We start from the raw sequence: 18,057 nt of genomic DNA on the forward strand, positions 1-18,057 counted from the left end.
ATGGAAACCCGAGCCCATCATGTATTGATCGGCCTGTTCACCGTGATTGTGGTGACGGCCGCGCTGCTGTTCGGCCTATGGCTGGCCAAGTCCAGTGTCGACACCGAGTTCAAGGACTACGAGGTCGTGTTCAACGAGGCGGTTAGCGGTTTGTCCCAAGGTAGCTCGGTACAGTACAGCGGGATCAAGGTCGGCGACGTGATCTCGCTGCGCCTGGACCCGAAAGACCCGCGCCGGGTGCTGGCGCGAATTCGCTTGGCCGGCGATACCCCGGTCAAGGAGGACACCCAGGCCAAACTGGCCCTGACCGGCGTCACCGGGACTTCGATCATCCAACTCAGCGGCGGCACACCACAGAGTCCGACGCTCAAGGGCAAGGACGGTAACCTGCCGACCATCGTCGCCTCGCCCTCGCCCATCGCCCGGCTGCTCAATGACAGCGAAGACCTGATGGCCGGGGTGAGTACGCTGATGCATAACGCCAATCTGATGTTCTCCACGGAAAACATCGAGCGCATCAGCAACACCCTGGAGCACCTGGAGCAAACCACCGGGGCCATTGCCGAACAGCGCGGCGATATCCGCCAGACCATGCAGCAACTGGCCTCGGTGGGTAAGCAGGCCAACACCATGCTGGAGCAGACGACGGCGTTGATGCGCAATGCCAACGGGCTGCTCAACGAGCATGGCAAGGAAGCGCTGGGCAGCGCCGAGCAGGCGATGAAGTCGCTGCAGGAGAGCAGCGCCACCCTCAACAAACTGATCACCACCAATCAGGATTCGCTCAACAGCGGCATGCAAGGCCTTAATGGCCTGGGGCCGGCGGTCCGTGAGATGCGCGAAACCCTGAGTTCGTTGCGCACCATTACCACACGCCTGGAAGCCAACCCCAGCGGTTACCTGCTGGGCAGTGACAAGACCAAGGAATTTACGCCATGAAGCTGATTCGGATTGCCCTCCTCGCTGGCTTCACATTGATCAGTTCGTGCTCGATCCTGCCCAAACCCGAGCCCTTCGAGGTCTATCGATTGCCGTCGGCCCAGAGCGCATCGGCCAGCCATGGCACGCCGCAGCGCTGGTCGCTGCGCCTGAGCAAATTCCAGTCCAGCGAAGCGTTGAACAGTCCGAACATTGCCGTAATTCCCCAGGGCGATGTGATCAGCCACTACAAGGGTTCACGCTGGAGCGACCCGGCGCCGGTGCTGGTGCGCAATCGTCTGCTGGAAGGTTTCCAGCATGACGGGCGGGTGCCGCTGCTGAGCACCGATGACAGCATTTTCCAGACCGATCTTGAATTGGGCGGCAGCCTGCAGGCGTTCCAGACTGAATACCAGGGCACGAATGCCAGCGCGGTCGTGCGTCTGGATGCATTGCTGGTGCGCAGTTACGACCAGCGCATCCTCGCCAGCCGCCGCTTTGAAGTGCGCCAGCCACTCAGTGAAGTGCAGGTCCCGGCGGTGGTGGCCGGGTTCGGTCAGGCGAGTGATCAGTTGACTGTGCAGGTGGTGAGCTGGGCGGTTGAGCAAGGACAGAAACTCGCCCCGCCGCCCAGACCTTGAGGACTTGCGCAGTCCTGTGGGAGCGAGCTTGCTCGCGATGACTGAGGCACCTTCACAATCAATGTGCCTGACACACTGCTATCGCGAGCAAGCTCGCTCCCACAGTTGACTTGTGTCGGCCTGATCAGCTCGGCAAAAACGCCTGATGCAACTCTTCCAGCGTCTCAAAGTGATACGCCGGCGCTTCGGCGCTCAACTCTTCATGGCTGCCGAACCCGTAACCTACCGCCGCCGCGTCCAGGCCATTGCTGCGTGCGCCGATCAGGTCGTGCTTGCGGTCGCCGATCATCAAAGTGTTGGCCGGGTCCAGGTTTTCTTCGGCCATCAGGTGAGCGATCAGCTCGACCTTGTTGGTCCGGGTGCCGTCCAGTTCGCTGCCGTAAATCACCTTGAAGTGTTTGGCAAAATCGAAATGCCGGGCGATTTCCCGGGCGAACACCCACGGTTTCGAGGTCGCGATGTACAGCTGTCGCCCTTGTCCGCCCAGGGTTTCCAGTAGTGGCGTGACACCATCGAACACCCGGTTTTCGTAGAGGCCGGTGACCTTGAAGCGCTCGCGGTAGAAATTCACCGCTTCCCAGGCCCTGGCTTCATCGAAGTCGTAGAACTGCATGAATGCCTGCAACAGCGGCGGGCCGATGAAGTGTTCGAGTCTGGCCAGGTCCGGCTCATCGATACCCAGTTTGCTCAGGGCGAACTGGATCGAACGAGTAATGCCCTCGCGTGGGTCGGTCAGGGTGCCATCGAGGTCGAACAAAACGGTTTGGTAATGCATGTCGAATCCTGAATAAGGGGCAGGGTCAAAGCTGGTCGTAGCCTTCGGCCAGATGCAGGTCCTTGAGCTTCACGTAGTTCGCCGCGCTGTAGGTAAAAAACGCGCGTTCCTTGTCAGTCAGCGGGCGGATCTGCTTCACCGGGCTGCCCACATACAGGAAGCCGCTTTGCAGATGCTTGCCCGGCGGCACCAGGCTGCCGGCACCGATGATCACCTCATCGTCGACCACCGCACCGTCCATGACGATGCTGCCCATGCCGATCAACACCCGGCTGCCCACCGAACAGCCATGCAGCATGACCTTGTGGGCGATGGTCACGTCATCGCCGATCAGCAGCGGGAAGCCATCCGGGTTGAACGGCCCGGCGTGGGTGATGTGCAACACGCAGCCATCCTGCACGCTGGTGCGCGCGCCGATGCGGATTCGGTGCATGTCGCCACGGATCACTGTCAGCGGCCAGACCGAGCTGTCTTCGCCGATTTCAACGTCGCCGATCACCACCGCCGAGCTGTCGACAAAAGCGCCTTTACCCAGCAGCGGCGTGTGGTTCTGATACTTGCGAAGGTTCACGATAGGGTTTCTCTCTGTTGCTGATAGCTGCGGTGAACGTCGATTGTAATTAAGATGGCTGCATGTTTCTCCAGCCAAGGTATCAACCGTGAGCGTGAACAACCCTCTTTTGCAGTCCTATGACCTGCCGCCGTTCTCCGCCATTCGCGCCGAACACGTACAACCGGCCATTGAACAGATCCTGGCTGACAACCGTGCCGCTATCGTCGAGATCCTCAAGACCCAGGTCAAACAGCCAACGTGGGCTGGCCTGGTGCTGGCGATGGACGAACTCAACGACCGCCTGGGCGCCGCCTGGAGCCCGGTCAGCCACCTCAATGCCGTGTGCAACAGCGCCGAACTGCGTGAAGCCTACGAGTCGTGCCTGCCGGCCTTGAGCGCCTATTCCACTGAAATGGGTCAGAACCGCGAACTGTTCCAGGCTTTCGAAGCCCTGGCCAGCAGCCCGGAGGCCGCCGGTTTCGACGTGGCGCAGAAAACTATCCTGGAACACTCCCTGCGTGACTTCCGTCTGTCGGGTATCGACCTGCCGGAAGCCGAACAAAAGCGTTACGCCGAAGTGCAGAGCAAGCTGTCCGAACTGGGCAGCCGTTTTTCCAACCAGTTGCTCGATGCCACTCAGGCCTGGACCAAGCACATCACCGATGAAGCCGCCCTCGCCGGCCTGACCGATTCGGCCAAAGCGCAAATGGCCGCCGCGGCTCAGGCCAAGGATCTGGACGGCTGGCTGATCACCCTGGAATTCCCGAGCTATTACGCGGTGATGACCTACGCCCAGGACCGCGCGCTGCGTGAAGAAGTCTACGCCGCGTACTGCACTCGGGCGTCGGACCAGGGGCCGAACGCAGGCCAGAACGACAATGGCCCGGTCATGGAAGAAATCCTCGACCTGCGTCAGGAACTGGCAAAACTCTTGGGGTTCAGCAGTTTCTCCGAGTTGAGCCTGGCGACCAAAATGGCCGAGTCCAGCGATCAGGTGCTGAGTTTCCTGCGCGACCTGGCCAAGCGCAGCAAACCGTTCGCTGCCCAGGATCTGGAACAGCTCAAGGCTTATGCCGCCGAACAGGGCTGCCCGGATCTGCAAAGCTGGGACAGCGGTTTCTACGGCGAAAAACTCCGTGAACAGCGTTACAGCGTCGCCCAGGAAGCCCTGCGCGCCTACTTCCCGATCGACAAGGTACTCAGCGGCCTGTTCGCCATCGTCCAGCGCCTGTACGGCATCGAGATTGCCGAGCAGAAAGGCTTCGACACCTGGCACCCGGATGTCCGCCTGTTCGAAATCAAGGAACACGGCCAGCACGTCGGCCGCTTCTTCTTCGACCTCTATGCTCGCGCCAACAAGCGTGGCGGCGCCTGGATGGATGGCGCCCGCGACCGTCGTCGCACCGCTGGTGGTGTATTGCAAAGCCCGGTAGCCAACCTGGTGTGCAACTTCACCCCGGCCGACAGCGGCAAGCCTGCGCTGCTGACCCACGACGAAGTCACCACCCTGTTCCACGAGTTCGGTCACGGCCTGCATCACCTGCTGACCCGCGTCGAGCATGCTGGCGTGTCCGGCATCAACGGCGTGGCTTGGGATGCGGTCGAGCTGCCGAGCCAGTTCATGGAGAACTGGTGCTGGGAGCCGGAAGGCCTGGCGCTGATTTCCGGTCATTATGAAACCGGCGAACCGCTGCCTCAGGACCTGCTTGGGAAGATGCTTGCGGCGAAAAACTTCCAGTCCGGCCTGATGATGGTGCGCCAACTGGAGTTCTCGCTGTTCGACTTCGAACTGCACGCCACCCATGGCGACGGCCGCAGCGTGCTGCAAGTGCTTGAAGGCGTGCGTGACGAGGTTTCGGTGATGCGTCCGCCGGCCTACAACCGCTTCCCCAACAGCTTTGCGCACATCTTCGCTGGCGGTTACGCCGCGGGTTACTACAGCTATAAGTGGGCTGAAGTGCTGTCGGCCGATGCGTTCTCGAAGTTCGAAGAAGAAGGCGTGCTCAACGCCGACACCGGTCGTGCGTTCCGCGAAGCAATCCTGGCCCGTGGCGGCTCCCAGGAGCCGATGGTGCTGTTCGTCGACTTCCGTGGTCGTGAGCCATCAATTGACGCACTCTTGCGCCACAGCGGCCTGAGTGAGGGCGCGGCAGCATGAGTGAGGGACCTGTGATTACGAAAAAACGCTTTATCGCCGGGGCGGTCTGCCCGGCATGCAGCGAGCCGGACAAATTGATGATGTGGAATGAAGACCAGGTCCCGCACCGAGAGTGCGTGGCCTGCGGTTACTCCGACACACTCAATGAGCAAGGGCTGTCAGTGCCCAAGGAGTTGGGTACGCGGGTGAACACCAGCGCCCCAAAACCTGCCGACACCAAGGTTCAGCCGGTTCAGTTCTTCCCGAATCCGAAGCTGAAGAAAAAGCCTGACGAACAAAATTGAGTGAAAAAAGCCCCCGTTGTGCAATGCAGCGGGGGCTTTTTTTATTCGATGTGAGCGGACTTGAACCAGCTCTTCATTGAACACGCAGCGAATGGGCTGGTGCTGCAATCGCCATTGGCCAGGGCCGTGCGCAGTTTTTCCACGTCGGCCTGCATCATGTAGCGAATTCCGTCCTTGAAGTGGGTGCTGTCGCCAAAGCCGCCCTGGGTCATTTCGTTCAGGGCCTCCTCCTTGGTCCAGCCCTGGATGACAGCCCGGTACATGGCGGCCATCAGGCCGGTACGGTCGGAACCGTGTTTGCAGTGCATCAGCACCGGGCCTTTGGCTTCGGCGGACCGAATGGCGCGCAAGGCCTTGAGCACATCGGCGTCATCCACATGGTTGGTGCGATAAGGCAGTTGTACTTGCGTGATACCTGGCGCGGACAACCAACTGGAGTCTGCTTCGGGCAGGAAATTGATCACAGTGCCCACCTTGAGTTTCTCCAGCAGCGGCACCGCGCCCTTGTCCGGCAAGGCGCTGCGATAGAGCGTCGGCGACATCTGGAAGAGGTTGTATTGCTTCTCTATCTGTTGAGCCCAGTCTGCTGGACGCTGCATCACACTGTCGTCAGCAAGTGCCGGTGTCAGGTTAGCGAGCACAACCAGCGACAAGCATATTGCAGATAAAAAACGTGGAAAAAGCATGCTTGAGCGACCGTTCAGAAAGGGACGGGAAGATGGTGGCAAGGATCAGCCATGCACGGTCAAAGGCCTGTGAGCTGACTGTCAAAGAATCGTGAAGTCCGCGCTCAGGTTATAGTTTCAGTTTGATGAAGGATTTGAGCAGCTCGTTCAGTCCGACCCCATAGTTAAACACCTGTCCAGTTAAAGGGTTGCGCTTGCGACCTTCAAAAGACGAGCCGGCATTTGCAGATTTAGTTTCGTACACACCGAGGCTATACAGTTGATGATCATCTTCGTCAATTTCAAATTCCTCAACGTCTACTCGAAGCTCGGGTGATTCAGCGGAAAGACGATAAAGGTACGCTATGCCCTCTGGGGCAATTATTTGTTGATGATAAAAAGCGAGTGCAAGTTGTGTAAGGGCGGCAATGTCCTTTTCGTCGATGCTATTGTCTGGAGTGACATTGATATCGGACCAAGGATCAAAATCGAGCTTTGAAGTCTTGCCTTCGTCTTTTATATGGAGTGTCACTGAGGGAGCGCTTGCGAGAATATCAGCGAATTGCTCCATTGTTTTGTTCGGATACTCGCCTGCCCTTATTAGCTTGATAATTACCTGCACACCTTTCGTCGTTTCTTTTTGTTGTAGATAAGCACCAGTTTTTATGAGCATTGACATTTTTATCCTCCAGGCTGTCTGGAATGCATGCGGGAGCCCGCATGCATTCGGCAATAGCACTTTCCAGTGATCGGAAAGTCAGGGCTCAGGGATTGACGATACTGGCATAAGCCTTTGCCAGCGCCTGTAACTTGGCTTTGTCGTCGGCATCGATGGTCCCGTCTCCATCGACATCCTTGCCCACGGTCCGGATGCTGAAAGAGTTGCCAAGGTCGGTGGAAGTGGCGGTGTAGTAAGTCGAGTCGACGAGCTTTTCAACTTGCATTTCATTTTCCGCATCCCAACTCAACTCTTTGCGAGCCAGTTGCAAAGAAACCAAGGTGTTGGGTTCCGAAGGGCCTGGTTTCATGAGTTGAAGGAAAATACCGCGTTGATTAAAGAAAGACATTAATAAATCCTTTTATTTGATTGCTGTTGAGGGTATTGCCTGTTGGGTTGAATATACGGTTGGGTATTGAATCTAACCACTGACTATATGTTTCCTGAGTTTTCTGATTATCAATGAACAAGTAAGCATCATGATGCCCCGTTGTCAGATGAAGGGCTGAGCGGTACTGGTCGACAGGCAGTGAGTCGGTTACTGTATGGATATACAGATCAAGGAGTCCGCTGATGGTTAGCTCTCTGCCTCCCCGCGGCCGCGGCACCGCAACCAACCCGCACAACCGCTTTGCCCCCAGCCATTCGGTGGTTGAGGACGACGGCTGGTATCAGGAAGTACCGCTTACCCAGGGCACCGAGGTGAGCATTGAAACGGCGAAAACCATCATTACCCGCAATACGTCGCCGGACTTGCCCTTCGATCGATCGATCAATCCCTATCGCGGTTGCGAGCATGGCTGCATTTACTGCTACGCGAGGCCAAGCCATGCCTATTGGGACATGTCGCCCGGGCTGGATTTCGAGACAAAGCTGATCGCCAAGATCAACGCTGTGGATGTGTTGGAGCAACAACTGTCCAAACGCGGCTATCAATGTGCGCCGATCAACCTCGGCTCCAACACCGACCCCTATCAGCCGATCGAGCGTGAATACAGGATCACCCGGCATACCCTCGAAGTACTGCTGCGATATCGCCATCCCGTGACCATCGTCACCAAAGGCTCGCTGATACTTCGCGATTTGGACCTGCTGACCGAACTTGCACAGCAAAACCTGGTGGCGGTGATGATCAGCCTGACCACCCTGGACGACGATCTCAAACGCATCCTTGAACCCCGCGCCGCAGCGCCCAAGGCCCGGTTGCGGGCGATCAGGGTCATGCGCGAGGCGGGCATTCCGGTGGGCGTCCTGTGTTCACCGATGATTCCGATGATCAACGACAGCGAACTCGAAAGCCTGCTCGCCGAGGCTCACGGCGCCGGAGCACAAAGCGCCGCCTACATGATGCTGCGTCTGCCGCTGGAAGTGGCGCCGCTGTTCGAAGAATGGCTGGGCGCCCACTATCCGCAACGGGCGGCGCATGTGCTGAGCCTGATTCGCCAGAGCCGTGGCGGTGAACTCTACGACAGCCGCTTTGGTGCTCGAATGCGCGGCGAAGGTCCCTTCGCCGACCTGCTGGCACAGCGTTTTGCCAAAGCCATCAAGCGCCTGGGGCTCAATCGCCGGGAAAGCTTTGACCTGGACTGCAATGCCTTTTGTCCGCCCGGTCGCCAAATGTCATTGATTTGAGGACAATTGGCCTATGGTTGAGTACTGAAGATCGCGCTTGCGTCTTAGGCTGGTCACGTTTTTTGTGACCTGCAACACGCATTCTAGAGCGTTTTATTCAGTTTCAATTAAGATTCGGCCGCTACCTTGTTCATCGAGTGACTGATGGGTCGAGATGTTTGGCCTGGATGTTTTTTAACCAGCCACTGGCTTCACACCGGACCACACGGGATGACTCCCTGAGCCCGCCAATGAGGATGAATTGATGAGTGACAAGGATAAACAGCCGTTGGCTGCGTCGGCTTCAGCCCAACCCGAGGCCGAAACCGCCGATGCAGCGTTGCAGCATATCGTTGACGGCTTTTTGCATTTTCATCATGAGATCTTTCCTCAACAGGAAGAGCTCTTCAAGAAACTCGCCACGGCCCAGCGGCCACGAGCGATGTTCATCGCCTGCGCCGATTCGCGCATCGTTCCCGAGCTGATTACCCAGAGCTCCCCCGGCGACCTGTTCGTGACCCGTAACGTCGGCAACGTCGTGCCGCCTTACGGGCAAATGAACGGTGGTGTTTCCACGGCCATCGAGTACGCCGTACTGGCTCTTGGGGTGCATCACATCATCATTTGCGGGCATTCCGACTGCGGCGCCATGCGCGCGGTGCTCAACCCGGACAGTCTGGAAAAAATGCCCACGGTCAAAGCCTGGCTGCGTCATGCCGAAGTGGCCAAAACCATGGTGCAAGAGAACTGCAACTGCTCCAGCGAAAGCGAAAGCATGCACATCCTCACTGAAGAGAATGTGATCGCCCAGTTGCAGCATCTGCGCACCCATCCGTCGGTGGCTTCGCGCATGGCCAACGGTCAGCTATTTATTCACGGCTGGGTCTACAACATCGAAACCAGCGAAATCAAAGCGTACGACGCAGATCAAGGCTGTTTCCTGCCGCTCAATGGCAGCCTGCCAATTCCCGTGGCGACGCCCAAAGCGCGCTTCTAAATCCTCCTAAATCGTTGTGTGGTTCAGCCGAGGCTGCCGTTCAGGCAGCCTGGCTTTGCCATGCCTGAAGAAAAATTTCGGGAGACTCACCATGCGTGCTGCTCGACTCAAAGCTGTTCTGCCACGGGAGCTGCTGGCTTCGGTGGTTGTGTTTCTGGTCGCCCTGCCTCTGTGCATGGGCATCGCGATTGCTTCGGGGCTGCCGCCGGCCAAAGGCCTGATCACCGGCATCATCGGTGGTCTGGTGGTCGGCTGGTTGGCCGGTTCGCCACTGCAAGTCAGCGGCCCGGCGGCGGGCCTGGCCGTTCTGGTGTTCGAGTTGGTCCGCCAGCACGGCATCGCCATGCTCGGGCCGATACTGTTGTTGGCGGGTTTGCTGCAACTGGTGGCTGGCCGATTGAAGCTGGGCTGCTGGTTTCGAGTGACGGCACCCGCGGTGGTGTACGGCATGCTGGCCGGGATTGGCGTACTGATCATCCTGTCTCAGGTGCATGTGATGCTGGATGCCGTGCCCAAACCTTCGGGTCTGGATAACCTGGCGGCCTTCCCGGCGGCGCTGTCTCTGGCGTTGCCCACGTTTGGCTGGCAAGCCGGGTTGCTCGGTTTGTCGACAATCGCCGTCATGTGGCTGTGGGATAAATTCCGTCCGCAATCCCTGCGCTTCGTTCCTGGCGCGCTACTTGGCGTCGGTCTGGCCACGCTTGCCAGCCTGATGCTGGCGTTGCAGGTCAAACGGGTTGAGGTTCCGGCCAACCTGACGGAGGCCATCGACTGGCTCAAGCCAGCGGATCTGCTCAACCTGGCTGATCCGACCTTGCTGATCGCGGCGTTTGCCGTGGCTTTCATCGCGAGCGCCGAAACCTTGCTCTCAGCCGCCGCGGTTGATCGTATGCACAGCGGTCAGCGCTCGGACTTCGACCGGGAATTGTCGGCGCAAGGTATCGGCAACATGCTGTGTGGCCTGCTTGGAGCGTTGCCGATGACCGGCGTTATCGTACGCAGTTCGGCGAATGTTCAGGCTGGCGCAACCACGCGGTTTTCGACCATTTTCCACGGCCTGTGGTTGTTGGCGTTCGTACTGTTGCTGTCCAGCGTGCTGCAAAGCATTCCGGTGGCGAGCCTGGCGGGCGTGCTGGTGTACACCGGTTTCAAGCTTGTGGATCTCAAGGTATTCCGTGGTTTGGGCCGGTATGGTCGGGCGCCGATGTTCACCTATGCGGCAACCGCGCTCGCCATCGTTTTCACGGACCTGCTGACTGGCGTATTGATTGGCTTCGGCCTGACGCTGGTGAAGCTGGCGCTGAAAGCTTCTCGGTTGAAAATCAGCCTGATCGACCTGCCTCAGGAAGGGGAAATGGAATTGCGCCTGGTGGGTGCGGCGACCTTCCTCAAAGTGCCGGCGCTGACCCAGGTGCTGGGTAGTATTCCACCAGGCGCGACGGTGCATGTGCCGCTTAACAACCTGAGCTACATCGATCACTCGTGTCTGGAGCTTCTGGAGGAGTGGGGTCGGGCGAATGCGGCCAAGGGTTCGAAGCTGTTGATTGAATCGCGGGGATTGAAGCGCAGACTTGAAGGCAGGGTTCGTACCAACACGGGCATAGGTGCAGCTGGCTGAGGCCCGATGTGGGAGCGAGCTTGCTCGCGATGGCGGTAGATCAGTCAACTTTGATGTTGAATGACATAGCCTCATCGCGAGCAGGCTCGCTCCCACAGGGGATTGTGTTTCCCGGTGGATCAAGCCGCCGGTTGATCCAGTTCCAGGCCTACGCCCAAACGGCGGGACATGCACGGCCAGCGTTTCCACGCGGCGCCGGTGTCCGGGCTGTTGAGCTTCTCGCGGTAGGCTTCCACGGACTCCAGTGCGAAGGTTTCGTCGTTGAGCATCTCGTCGATGGCGTGATGCACCACTTCGTCCAGTTGGTTGGCGAACGTCTCACCGATCAATTGGTGAGCAATCAGGTTGGCGACAGTCATGTCCAAGGGGATCAGTGGCTGGCCAAGATGCTTGATGTACAGGTCGTTGACCTCTTCGACAAACCGGTGCGCCAGATAGGCTTCATCCAGCAGACTGTCGAGCCCGGCATGGCCGGCCATGATGGCTGGCGGCTGGAGGAAGTATTGCTCGGCGATTTTCAGCACCGGTTTGATCTGTGACTCAATGCCCGCTTCCCTGGCGACTTCATTGGCTGCATCCAGCAGATCAGGCACTTCTTCGATGTAGGCGGCGACAAATCGCGTCAGTACGCCTTTGGTATCGGCCTCCGGCAATTGGATCGCCGGGTGCAGATGAGCCAGTTTGCTTTCCAGTTGACGCGTCAGCAGACCGGTCTCGGCTTCGTGTTGTTGGGCTGTTTGGATCTGCTCGCGCAATGCGGCGGTGTTCATGAAAACTCCAGGAAACAAGGCAATGAAATAGGGAAGACATAACTTAGCTGGCTTACGAAAAATGCTAAGACGCATTTGTCATAATTATTTCATCCTTGAGACGGTCCCGTTATATCGATTTGCCACCACTCGTCTGCATCCTTCTCCATTCGTGCCCTGCAACGCAAGTTAATGCTGTTTCAGATCATTTACGCCTTCGCATTGCGAGGTGAGAGTCGCTGTCTATACTCGGGGTGGAATGGAGTTAGCTGATGACGCCCGACTGCATATGCAGCAAGGCCCGGTGCTCAAGTTCGTAGTCTGATGCAGCCGCTCCCTTGCCGCAGGTGAAAGCCGGCGGGATAACAAGAACGATAAGGGGAACCCGCAATGATGCGACATCCACATGTCTGGATGGGCCTCCTGTTGTGGTCGATTTTCAGTCAGGCGCAAGCGGCCTGGACTGTGAATATGGCGCCTGGAGCGACTGAAATCAGTCACGCAGTATTCGACCTGCACATGATCATTTTCTGGATCTGTGTGGTGATCGGCATCATCGTATTTGGTGCCATGTTCTGGTCGATGATTCTCCACCGCCGCTCGACCGGGCAGGTGGCCGCCAAATTTCATGAAAGCACCACCGTCGAAATCCTCTGGACCATCGTGCCCTTCCTGATCCTGGTGGCCATGGCGGTTCCCGCTACCGCGACCCTGATCAAGATGTACGACGCCAGTGAGCCGGAAATCGACATCCAGATCACCGGTTACCAGTGGAAGTGGCACTACAAATACCTGGGCCAGGACGTCGAGTTTTTCAGCAACCTGACCACCCCCCAGGATCAGATCCACAACAAGGAAGCCAAGGGCGAGCACTATCTGCTCGAAGTCGACAAGCCATTGGTGCTGCCGGTCGGTGCCAAAGTGCGCTTCCTTGTGACCTCCGCCGACGTGATCCACTCCTGGTGGGTGCCGGCTTTCGCGGTCAAGCGCGATGCGATTCCCGGGTTCGTCAATGAAGCCTGGACCCGTATCGACAAGCCCGGCATCTACCGTGGCCAGTGCGCCGAGTTGTGCGGCAAGGATCACGGCTTCATGCCGACCGTGGTCGAGGTCAAGGAAAAGGCCGATTACGAAAAATGGCTGGCCGATCGCAAGGCCGAGGCCGCGCAGCTCAAAGAGCTGACCAGCAAGGAATGGACGCTCGAGGAGCTCAAGGAACGCGGCGACAAGGTCTATCACACCACCTGCGTGGCCTGTCACCAGGCCGAAGGCCAGGGTCTGCCGCCGATGTTCCCGGCACTCAAGGGCTCGAAAATCGCCACCGGACCGAAAGACGCTCACCTGAGCATTGTTTTCCACGGCAAGCCTGGCACTTCCATGGCCGCATTCGGCAAGCAACTCTCGGAGGTCGATATCGCGGCGGTCGTGACCTATGAACGTAACGCCTGGGGCAACAACAAGGGCGACATGGTCACGCCTAAAGAAGTGCTGGAGCTGAAACAGGCGGAAAGCAAATGACCCGGTCTATTGCGCACGTAAGGAACCGGTCGGGGCTACGCACCCCGGCCCGCACAGTCCATCTGTTTGCAGGAGACAGGACATGACTGCTGTAATCGATGAGCATGTTCATACCGCCACCGACCACGCCCATGGCCCCGCAAAAGGCCTGATGCGCTGGGTGCTGACCACCAACCACAAGGACATCGGTACGTTGTACCTGTGGTTTGCGTTCTCCATGTTCCTGCTTGGCGGTTCGTTCGCGATGGTGATTCGCGCCGAGTTGTTCCAGCCGGGGCTGCAGATCGTCCAGCCGGAATTTTTCAACCAGATGACCACCATGCACGGTCTGGTGATGGTCTTCGGTGCGGTGATGCCGGCCTTCGTCGGCCTCGCCAACTGGATGATCCCGCTGATGATCGGCGCGCCGGACATGGCCCTGCCGCGCATGAACAACTTCAGCTTCTGGCTGTTGCCGGCGGCGTTCCTGATGCTGGTGTCGACCCTGTTCACTGCGGGTGGCGGGCCGAACTTCGGCTGGACGTTCTATGCGCCGCTGTCGACGACCTACGCGCCGGAAAGCGTGACTTTCTTCATTTTCGCCATCCACTTGATGGGGATCAGTTCGATCATGGGCGCGATCAACGTGATCGCCACCATCCTCAACCTGCGCGCCCCCGGCATGACGCTGATGAAAATGCCGTTGTTCGTCTGGACCTGGCTGATCACCGCGTTCCTGCTGATTGCGGTGATGCCGGTACTGGCCGGTTGTGTGACGATGATGCTGATGGACATCCACTTCGGCACCAGTTTCTTCAGTGCCGCCGGTGGCGGAGACCCGGTGCTGTTCCAGCATGTGTTCTGGTTCTTCGGTCACCCCGAGGTGTACATCATGATCCTGCCGGCCTTCGGCGCCGTCAGCTCGATCATTCCGGCCTTTTCGCGCAAGCCACTGTTCGGCTACACCTCGATGGTCTACGCCACGGCGAGTATCGCGTTCCTGTCGTTCATCGTCTGGGCGCACCACATGTTCGTGGTCGGCATTCCGCTGGTGGGCGAGTTGTTCTTCATGTACGCCACGTTGCTGATTGCGGTGCCGACGGGCGTGAAGGTGTTCAACTGGGCCAGCACCATGTGGCAGGGTTCGTTGACGTTCGAGACGCCGATGCTGTTTGCCGTGGCGTTCGTGATCCTGTTCTCCATCGGCGGTTTCTCCGGGTTGATGTTGGCCATCGCCCCGGCGGACTTCCAGTATCAGGACACCTACTTCGTGGTCGCGCACTTCCATTACGTGCTGGTGCCGGGGGCGATCTTCGGGATCTTCGCCTCGGCCTACTACTGGCTGCCGAAATGGACCGGCCACATGTATGACGAAACCCTCGGCAAGCTGCATTTCTGGCTGTCGTTCATCGGCATGAACCTGGCCTTCTTCCCGATGCACTTTGTGGGGCTGGCGGGCATGCCACGACGGATTCCGGACTACAACCTGCAGTTCGCCGACTTCAACATGGTGTCGTCGATCGGCGCGTTCATGTTCGGCGCCACGCAGATCTTTTTCCTGTTCATCGTGATCAAGACCATTCGAGGCGGCGCGCCGGCACCGGCCAAGCCGTGGGATGGGGCTGAAGGTCTGGAGTGGAGCATCCCGTCGCCGGCGCCGTATCACACATTCACCACGCCGCCGGAAGTGAAATGAACACTGTGGCCCTTGTAGGAGCGAGCTTGCTCGCGATGGTCGTCAACGATGACGCTGGAAGCCTGACACACCACGGCGCTCTCAAGTTTTTCGCGAGCAAGCTCGCTCCTGCAGGGTTGTGCGGAAATCATGGCTGACTCGATTTCGATGAAGAAACTGGTCACGCGCCTGCTGACCGTGGTGGTGGCAATGTTTGTGTTCGGCTTTGCCCTGGTGCCGATCTACGACGTGATGTGCAAGGCCTTCGGCATTAATGGCAAGACCGGCGGGCAGTACGAGGGTGAGCAAACGGTCGACACCTCGCGGCAGGTGCGCGTGCAGTTTCTGTCGACCAACACCGCCGACATGCCGTGGGACTTTTACCCCAAACATGACGAATTGACCGCGAACCCGGGGGCGGTGAACGAGATGATCTTCATCGCCCACAACCCCACCGATAAACCGATGAGCGCCCAAGCCGTGCCGAGCATCGCGCCCAGCAATGCGGCGGCGTACTTCCACAAGACCGAATGTTTCTGCTTTACCCAGCAAGTGCTGCAGCCCGGTCAGCGGATCGAAATGCCGGTACGTTTCATCGTTGATCGTGACATGCCCAAGGATGTGAAGCACCTGACGCTGTCCTACACGCTGTTCGATATCACCGCCCGACATCCACCGGTAGCTGTAAACACTGGCGGCTGAGCGTGCCCGATAAGGAGAACAATAAATGGCAACTCATGAACATTATTACGTCCCGGCCCAGAGCAAATGGCCGATCATCGCCACGGTCGGGATGTTCGTCACGGTGTTTGGCCTGGCCACCTGGTTCAATGATCTGAAAGCAGCGCGTCCGGAATCCCACGGGCCGCTGATCTTTTTCGTCGGTGGCCTGTTGCTGGCCTACATGCTGTTTGGCTGGTTCGGCACGGTGATCAAGGAAAGTCGCGGCGGCTTGTACAGCGCACAGATGGATCGCTCGTTCCGCTGGGGCATGAGCTGGTTCATCTTCTCGGAGGTGATGTTCTTCATCGCCTTTTTTGGCGCGCTGTTTTATGTGCGTCAAATCTCCGGACCGGCGCTCGGTGGTGAGGGTGCCAAAGGCATGGCGCACATGCTGTGGCCGAACTTCCAGTTCACCTGGCCGTTGCTGAGCAACCCCGACTCGAAACTGTTTCCGCCGCCCAAGGAAGTCATTAGCCCCTGGGGCCTGCCGCTACTCAATACCGTGTTGCTGGTCAGTTCCAGCGTGACCGTGACCATCGCCCACCATGCCTTGAAAAAGGGCCATCGCGGCGCACTGAAACTCTGGCTGGCGCTCACTGTATTGCTCGGCAGTGCGTTCCTCATCTTCCAGGCCGAAGAGTACATGCACGCCTACCGCGAACTGGGCCTGACCCTGGGCTCGGGCATCTACGGCGCGACCTTCTTCATGCTCACCGGGTTCCACGGCGCCCACGTCACCATCGGCACCATCATCCTGTTCGTGATGCTGATGCGGATCATGCGCGGGCACTTCGACAACGAGCACCAGTTCGGTTTCGAAGCGGCGACCTGGTACTGGCACTTCGTGGATGTGGTGTGGATCGGGCTGTTTGTTTTCGTCTATGTGCTTTAAAGCAGCAGTTACCAGGGGGCATTGGAAACCAGCTGGCCGCTGAAAAAGCCCCAGGCAATCAAGCCAAGGGTAAGGGCGGCCAGGGTCACACGAACACTCAAGGCAATGACGAGGCGGTTTGAGCGGCTGTCGTCCTTGACCAGAAAAAACAGGCCGCTGAACAGGCTGACAACCGTGGCAATCAGCATCAGGACGATGGCTGCTTTGAGCATGGTGAGACTCCGGGGGGACAAGCGATGTACTTGAGTATAGCTATCGCGATGACCGATTTTCTGGCAATGCCATGAAGTGCTTTCGGCCAGGTATCGTGCCAACGCTGGTGGTGGCGCTGCTGCTGCCGCTACTGGTGTCCCTGGGGTTCTGGCAGTTGAGTCGGGGCGCGGAGAAAAGCGCGCTGCTGCAAAGCTACACCGAGCGGCGGGCCGCCGAGCCGATGGCCAGCACCGAACTGCAACACACGACAGACCCGGCCTTCCGTCGGGTTCACCTGTACGGCCGGTTCGATGCCGAACACAGCCTGCTGCTGGATAACAGTCAACGCAACGGCAGGGTTGGCGTCGAGCTGTTGCAACCCTTTCACGATCAGGCCACCGGGCTTTGGCTGCTGGTCAATCGCGGCTGGTTGCCTTGGCCGGAGCGCCGCACACCACCGCAATTCAAGACACCCACCGAGGCGGTAAGCCTTGACGCGTGGGTCTACGTCTCCCCTGGGGCGACGTTCCAATTGCACGCAGATCCCACAACGTTGACATGGCCGAAGCTGATTACGGCCGTTGAGCCAGACAAGCTCTGGACAGCACTGAGCCGCGAAGGCTTTGCCTACGAACTACGTGCCGAAACCGGACCCGCCATCTACCAGGCCGACTGGCCCGTAGTCGCCATGGGCCCGGAAAAACACATCGCTTATGCCGTGCAGTGGTTCGCCATGGCGATCGTCCTGTTCGGTCTTTATCTCTATCTCGGCTGGCACAACGCAAAGGAGAAACACCATGGGAGCGGCCATGAATCCACCCAGCATGTCTGAGGCGAAACCGTTGGTGAACCGGCGCAAGGGCCGTATGCAACTGCTGCTGATCCTGCTCGGGGTGATCGGTCCGATGATCCTTGCCACCGGCATGTACAAGCTGAATTTCTGGGTGCCCGAGGGCCGCAGTTATCACGGCGAACTGATCGGCAACGGTCAGACCCGGGCGGACATCGGCGTACAGGCCCAGGAAGAGCGTTGGCAGATACTGGTGACCGCGCCCAAGGATTGCGCGGTGGACTGCCAGCAACTGGTGTATCTGGCGCGGCAAATCCAGATCGGCCTGGGCCGCGATGCGTCCCGCGCCATCCATGCATTGGCCACCGCGCAGACGCTGAACAGTGATTACGAGACTAAACTTCAACGCGAGTACCCGCAGTTGCAACGTTATTCACTGGACTTGCCTGCCTACACAAAAGGCGCTCAGAGCAATGACGTGCCGCACCTGTGGATCATCGACCCCCACGGCAATCTGGTTCTGCGCTACGACCCGTCGGTGAAGGGCAAGGACTTGCTCAACGATCTGCGCCACCTGCTGAAACTGTCGAACATCGGATAA

Annotated in this window: 20 protein-coding genes; 13 read left to right on the top strand and 7 right to left on the bottom strand. The window is 58.7% G+C overall.

Features of this window, described 5'->3' with window-relative positions; translation table 11 throughout:
* Together J4D25_RS25610 and J4D25_RS25615 are read left to right on the top strand one after the other, a co-directional pair.
* A complete protein-coding gene (locus J4D25_RS25610; protein ID WP_057712624.1) occupies positions 1-939 on the top strand; it encodes an MlaD family protein in 939 nt (312 codons plus the stop codon).
* Positions 936-1,559: an ABC-type transport auxiliary lipoprotein family protein gene (locus J4D25_RS25615; protein WP_057712623.1), complete on the top strand. Its 624-nt coding sequence runs from the start codon at positions 936-938 to the stop codon at positions 1,557-1,559. Before J4D25_RS25610 ends, J4D25_RS25615 begins: the two co-directional genes overlap by 4 nt.
* A 124-nt stretch (positions 1,560-1,683) precedes the next feature.
* Here the strand turns inward: J4D25_RS25615 and J4D25_RS25620 are convergent, their stop codons facing one another.
* Both J4D25_RS25620 and J4D25_RS25625 read right to left on the bottom strand, forming a co-directional pair.
* The gene (locus tag J4D25_RS25620) at positions 1,684-2,334 is read right to left on the bottom strand and encodes an HAD family hydrolase (protein ID WP_057712622.1); all 651 of its coding nucleotides are present in this window, start codon (positions 2,332-2,334) and stop codon (positions 1,684-1,686) included.
* Between the two features lie 25 nt (positions 2,335-2,359).
* Complete coding sequence (locus tag J4D25_RS25625) at positions 2,360-2,905, bottom strand: gamma carbonic anhydrase family protein (RefSeq protein WP_057712621.1); 546 nt, start codon at positions 2,903-2,905, stop codon at positions 2,360-2,362.
* Between the two features lie 88 nt (positions 2,906-2,993).
* On the opposite strand from J4D25_RS25625, the gene prlC reads away from it, so the two are divergent.
* Entirely contained in the window at positions 2,994-5,045 is a 2,052-nt protein-coding gene (gene prlC / locus J4D25_RS25630; RefSeq protein WP_057712620.1) for an oligopeptidase A, read from the top strand.
* A complete protein-coding gene (locus J4D25_RS25635; RefSeq protein ID WP_057712619.1) occupies positions 5,042-5,329 on the top strand; it encodes a YheV family putative zinc ribbon protein in 288 nt (95 codons plus the stop codon). Before prlC ends, J4D25_RS25635 begins: the two co-directional genes overlap by 4 nt.
* A gap of 41 nt (positions 5,330-5,370) precedes the next feature.
* Here J4D25_RS25635 and J4D25_RS25640 read toward each other — a convergent pair whose 3' ends face one another.
* The 3 genes from J4D25_RS25640 to J4D25_RS25650 form a co-directional block, all read right to left on the bottom strand.
* Positions 5,371-6,015 carry a tyrosine-protein phosphatase gene (locus J4D25_RS25640; protein ID WP_198530227.1) on the bottom strand — a complete coding sequence of 215 codons (645 nt, stop codon included), beginning with the start codon at positions 6,013-6,015 and terminating at the stop codon, positions 5,371-5,373.
* Between the two features lie 109 nt (positions 6,016-6,124).
* Positions 6,125-6,673, bottom strand: a complete 549-nt coding sequence (locus J4D25_RS25645) for a hypothetical protein (RefSeq protein WP_057712617.1) — start codon at positions 6,671-6,673, stop codon at positions 6,125-6,127.
* 85 nt (positions 6,674-6,758) lie between these two features.
* On the bottom strand, positions 6,759-7,061 hold the full coding sequence (locus tag J4D25_RS25650; RefSeq protein WP_057712616.1) for a hypothetical protein: 303 nt from the start codon (positions 7,059-7,061) through the stop codon (positions 6,759-6,761).
* 224 nt (positions 7,062-7,285) lie between these two features.
* On the opposite strand from J4D25_RS25650, the gene J4D25_RS25655 reads away from it, so the two are divergent.
* From J4D25_RS25655 to J4D25_RS25665, 3 genes are all read left to right on the top strand, one after another.
* Positions 7,286-8,344: a PA0069 family radical SAM protein gene (locus J4D25_RS25655; protein ID WP_057712615.1), complete on the top strand. Its 1,059-nt coding sequence runs from the start codon at positions 7,286-7,288 to the stop codon at positions 8,342-8,344.
* 244 nt (positions 8,345-8,588) lie between these two features.
* On the top strand, positions 8,589-9,320 hold the full coding sequence (locus J4D25_RS25660) for a carbonic anhydrase (protein WP_008045785.1): 732 nt from the start codon (positions 8,589-8,591) through the stop codon (positions 9,318-9,320).
* Between the two features lie 91 nt (positions 9,321-9,411).
* Entirely contained in the window at positions 9,412-10,938 is a 1,527-nt protein-coding gene (locus tag J4D25_RS25665) for a SulP family inorganic anion transporter (RefSeq protein ID WP_057712614.1), read from the top strand.
* Between the two features lie 119 nt (positions 10,939-11,057).
* On the opposite strand, the gene J4D25_RS25670 is transcribed toward J4D25_RS25665, so the two are convergent.
* Complete coding sequence (locus J4D25_RS25670) at positions 11,058-11,708, bottom strand: hypothetical protein (protein ID WP_057712613.1); 651 nt, start codon at positions 11,706-11,708, stop codon at positions 11,058-11,060.
* A gap of 369 nt (positions 11,709-12,077) precedes the next feature.
* Here J4D25_RS25670 and coxB point away from each other — a divergent pair, with 369 nt between their 5' ends.
* From coxB to J4D25_RS25690, 4 genes are all read left to right on the top strand, one after another.
* Entirely contained in the window at positions 12,078-13,205 is a 1,128-nt protein-coding gene (gene coxB, locus J4D25_RS25675) for a cytochrome c oxidase subunit II (protein WP_057712612.1), read from the top strand.
* An 82-nt stretch (positions 13,206-13,287) separates the two neighbouring features.
* The gene (gene ctaD / locus J4D25_RS25680; RefSeq protein WP_057712611.1) at positions 13,288-14,880 is read left to right on the top strand and encodes a cytochrome c oxidase subunit I; all 1,593 of its coding nucleotides are present in this window, start codon (positions 13,288-13,290) and stop codon (positions 14,878-14,880) included.
* Between the two features lie 129 nt (positions 14,881-15,009).
* Positions 15,010-15,561: a cytochrome c oxidase assembly protein gene (locus J4D25_RS25685; protein ID WP_056726726.1), complete on the top strand. Its 552-nt coding sequence runs from the start codon at positions 15,010-15,012 to the stop codon at positions 15,559-15,561.
* Positions 15,562-15,586: 25 nt separating this feature from the next.
* Positions 15,587-16,474: a cytochrome c oxidase subunit 3 gene (locus J4D25_RS25690; protein WP_057712610.1), complete on the top strand. Its 888-nt coding sequence runs from the start codon at positions 15,587-15,589 to the stop codon at positions 16,472-16,474.
* A gap of 8 nt (positions 16,475-16,482) precedes the next feature.
* Here J4D25_RS25690 and J4D25_RS25695 read toward each other — a convergent pair whose 3' ends face one another.
* Positions 16,483-16,686 (bottom strand): twin transmembrane helix small protein, encoded by a 204-nt coding sequence (locus tag J4D25_RS25695; RefSeq protein WP_057712609.1) that lies wholly within the window; start codon positions 16,684-16,686, stop codon positions 16,483-16,485.
* A gap of 71 nt (positions 16,687-16,757) precedes the next feature.
* Between J4D25_RS25695 and J4D25_RS25700 the strand changes: the two genes are divergently transcribed.
* Positions 16,758-17,498 (top strand): SURF1 family protein, encoded by a 741-nt coding sequence (locus J4D25_RS25700; RefSeq protein ID WP_057712608.1) that lies wholly within the window; start codon positions 16,758-16,760, stop codon positions 17,496-17,498.
* The gene (locus tag J4D25_RS25705) at positions 17,464-18,057 is read left to right on the top strand and encodes a hypothetical protein (protein WP_057712607.1); all 594 of its coding nucleotides are present in this window, start codon (positions 17,464-17,466) and stop codon (positions 18,055-18,057) included. The genes J4D25_RS25700 and J4D25_RS25705 overlap by 35 nt, the downstream gene beginning before the upstream one ends.

This window comes from Pseudomonas sp. GW456-L13 (assembly GCF_017350115.1).
Taxonomy (GTDB): Bacteria; Pseudomonadota; Gammaproteobacteria; order Pseudomonadales; family Pseudomonadaceae; genus Aquipseudomonas; species Aquipseudomonas jessenii.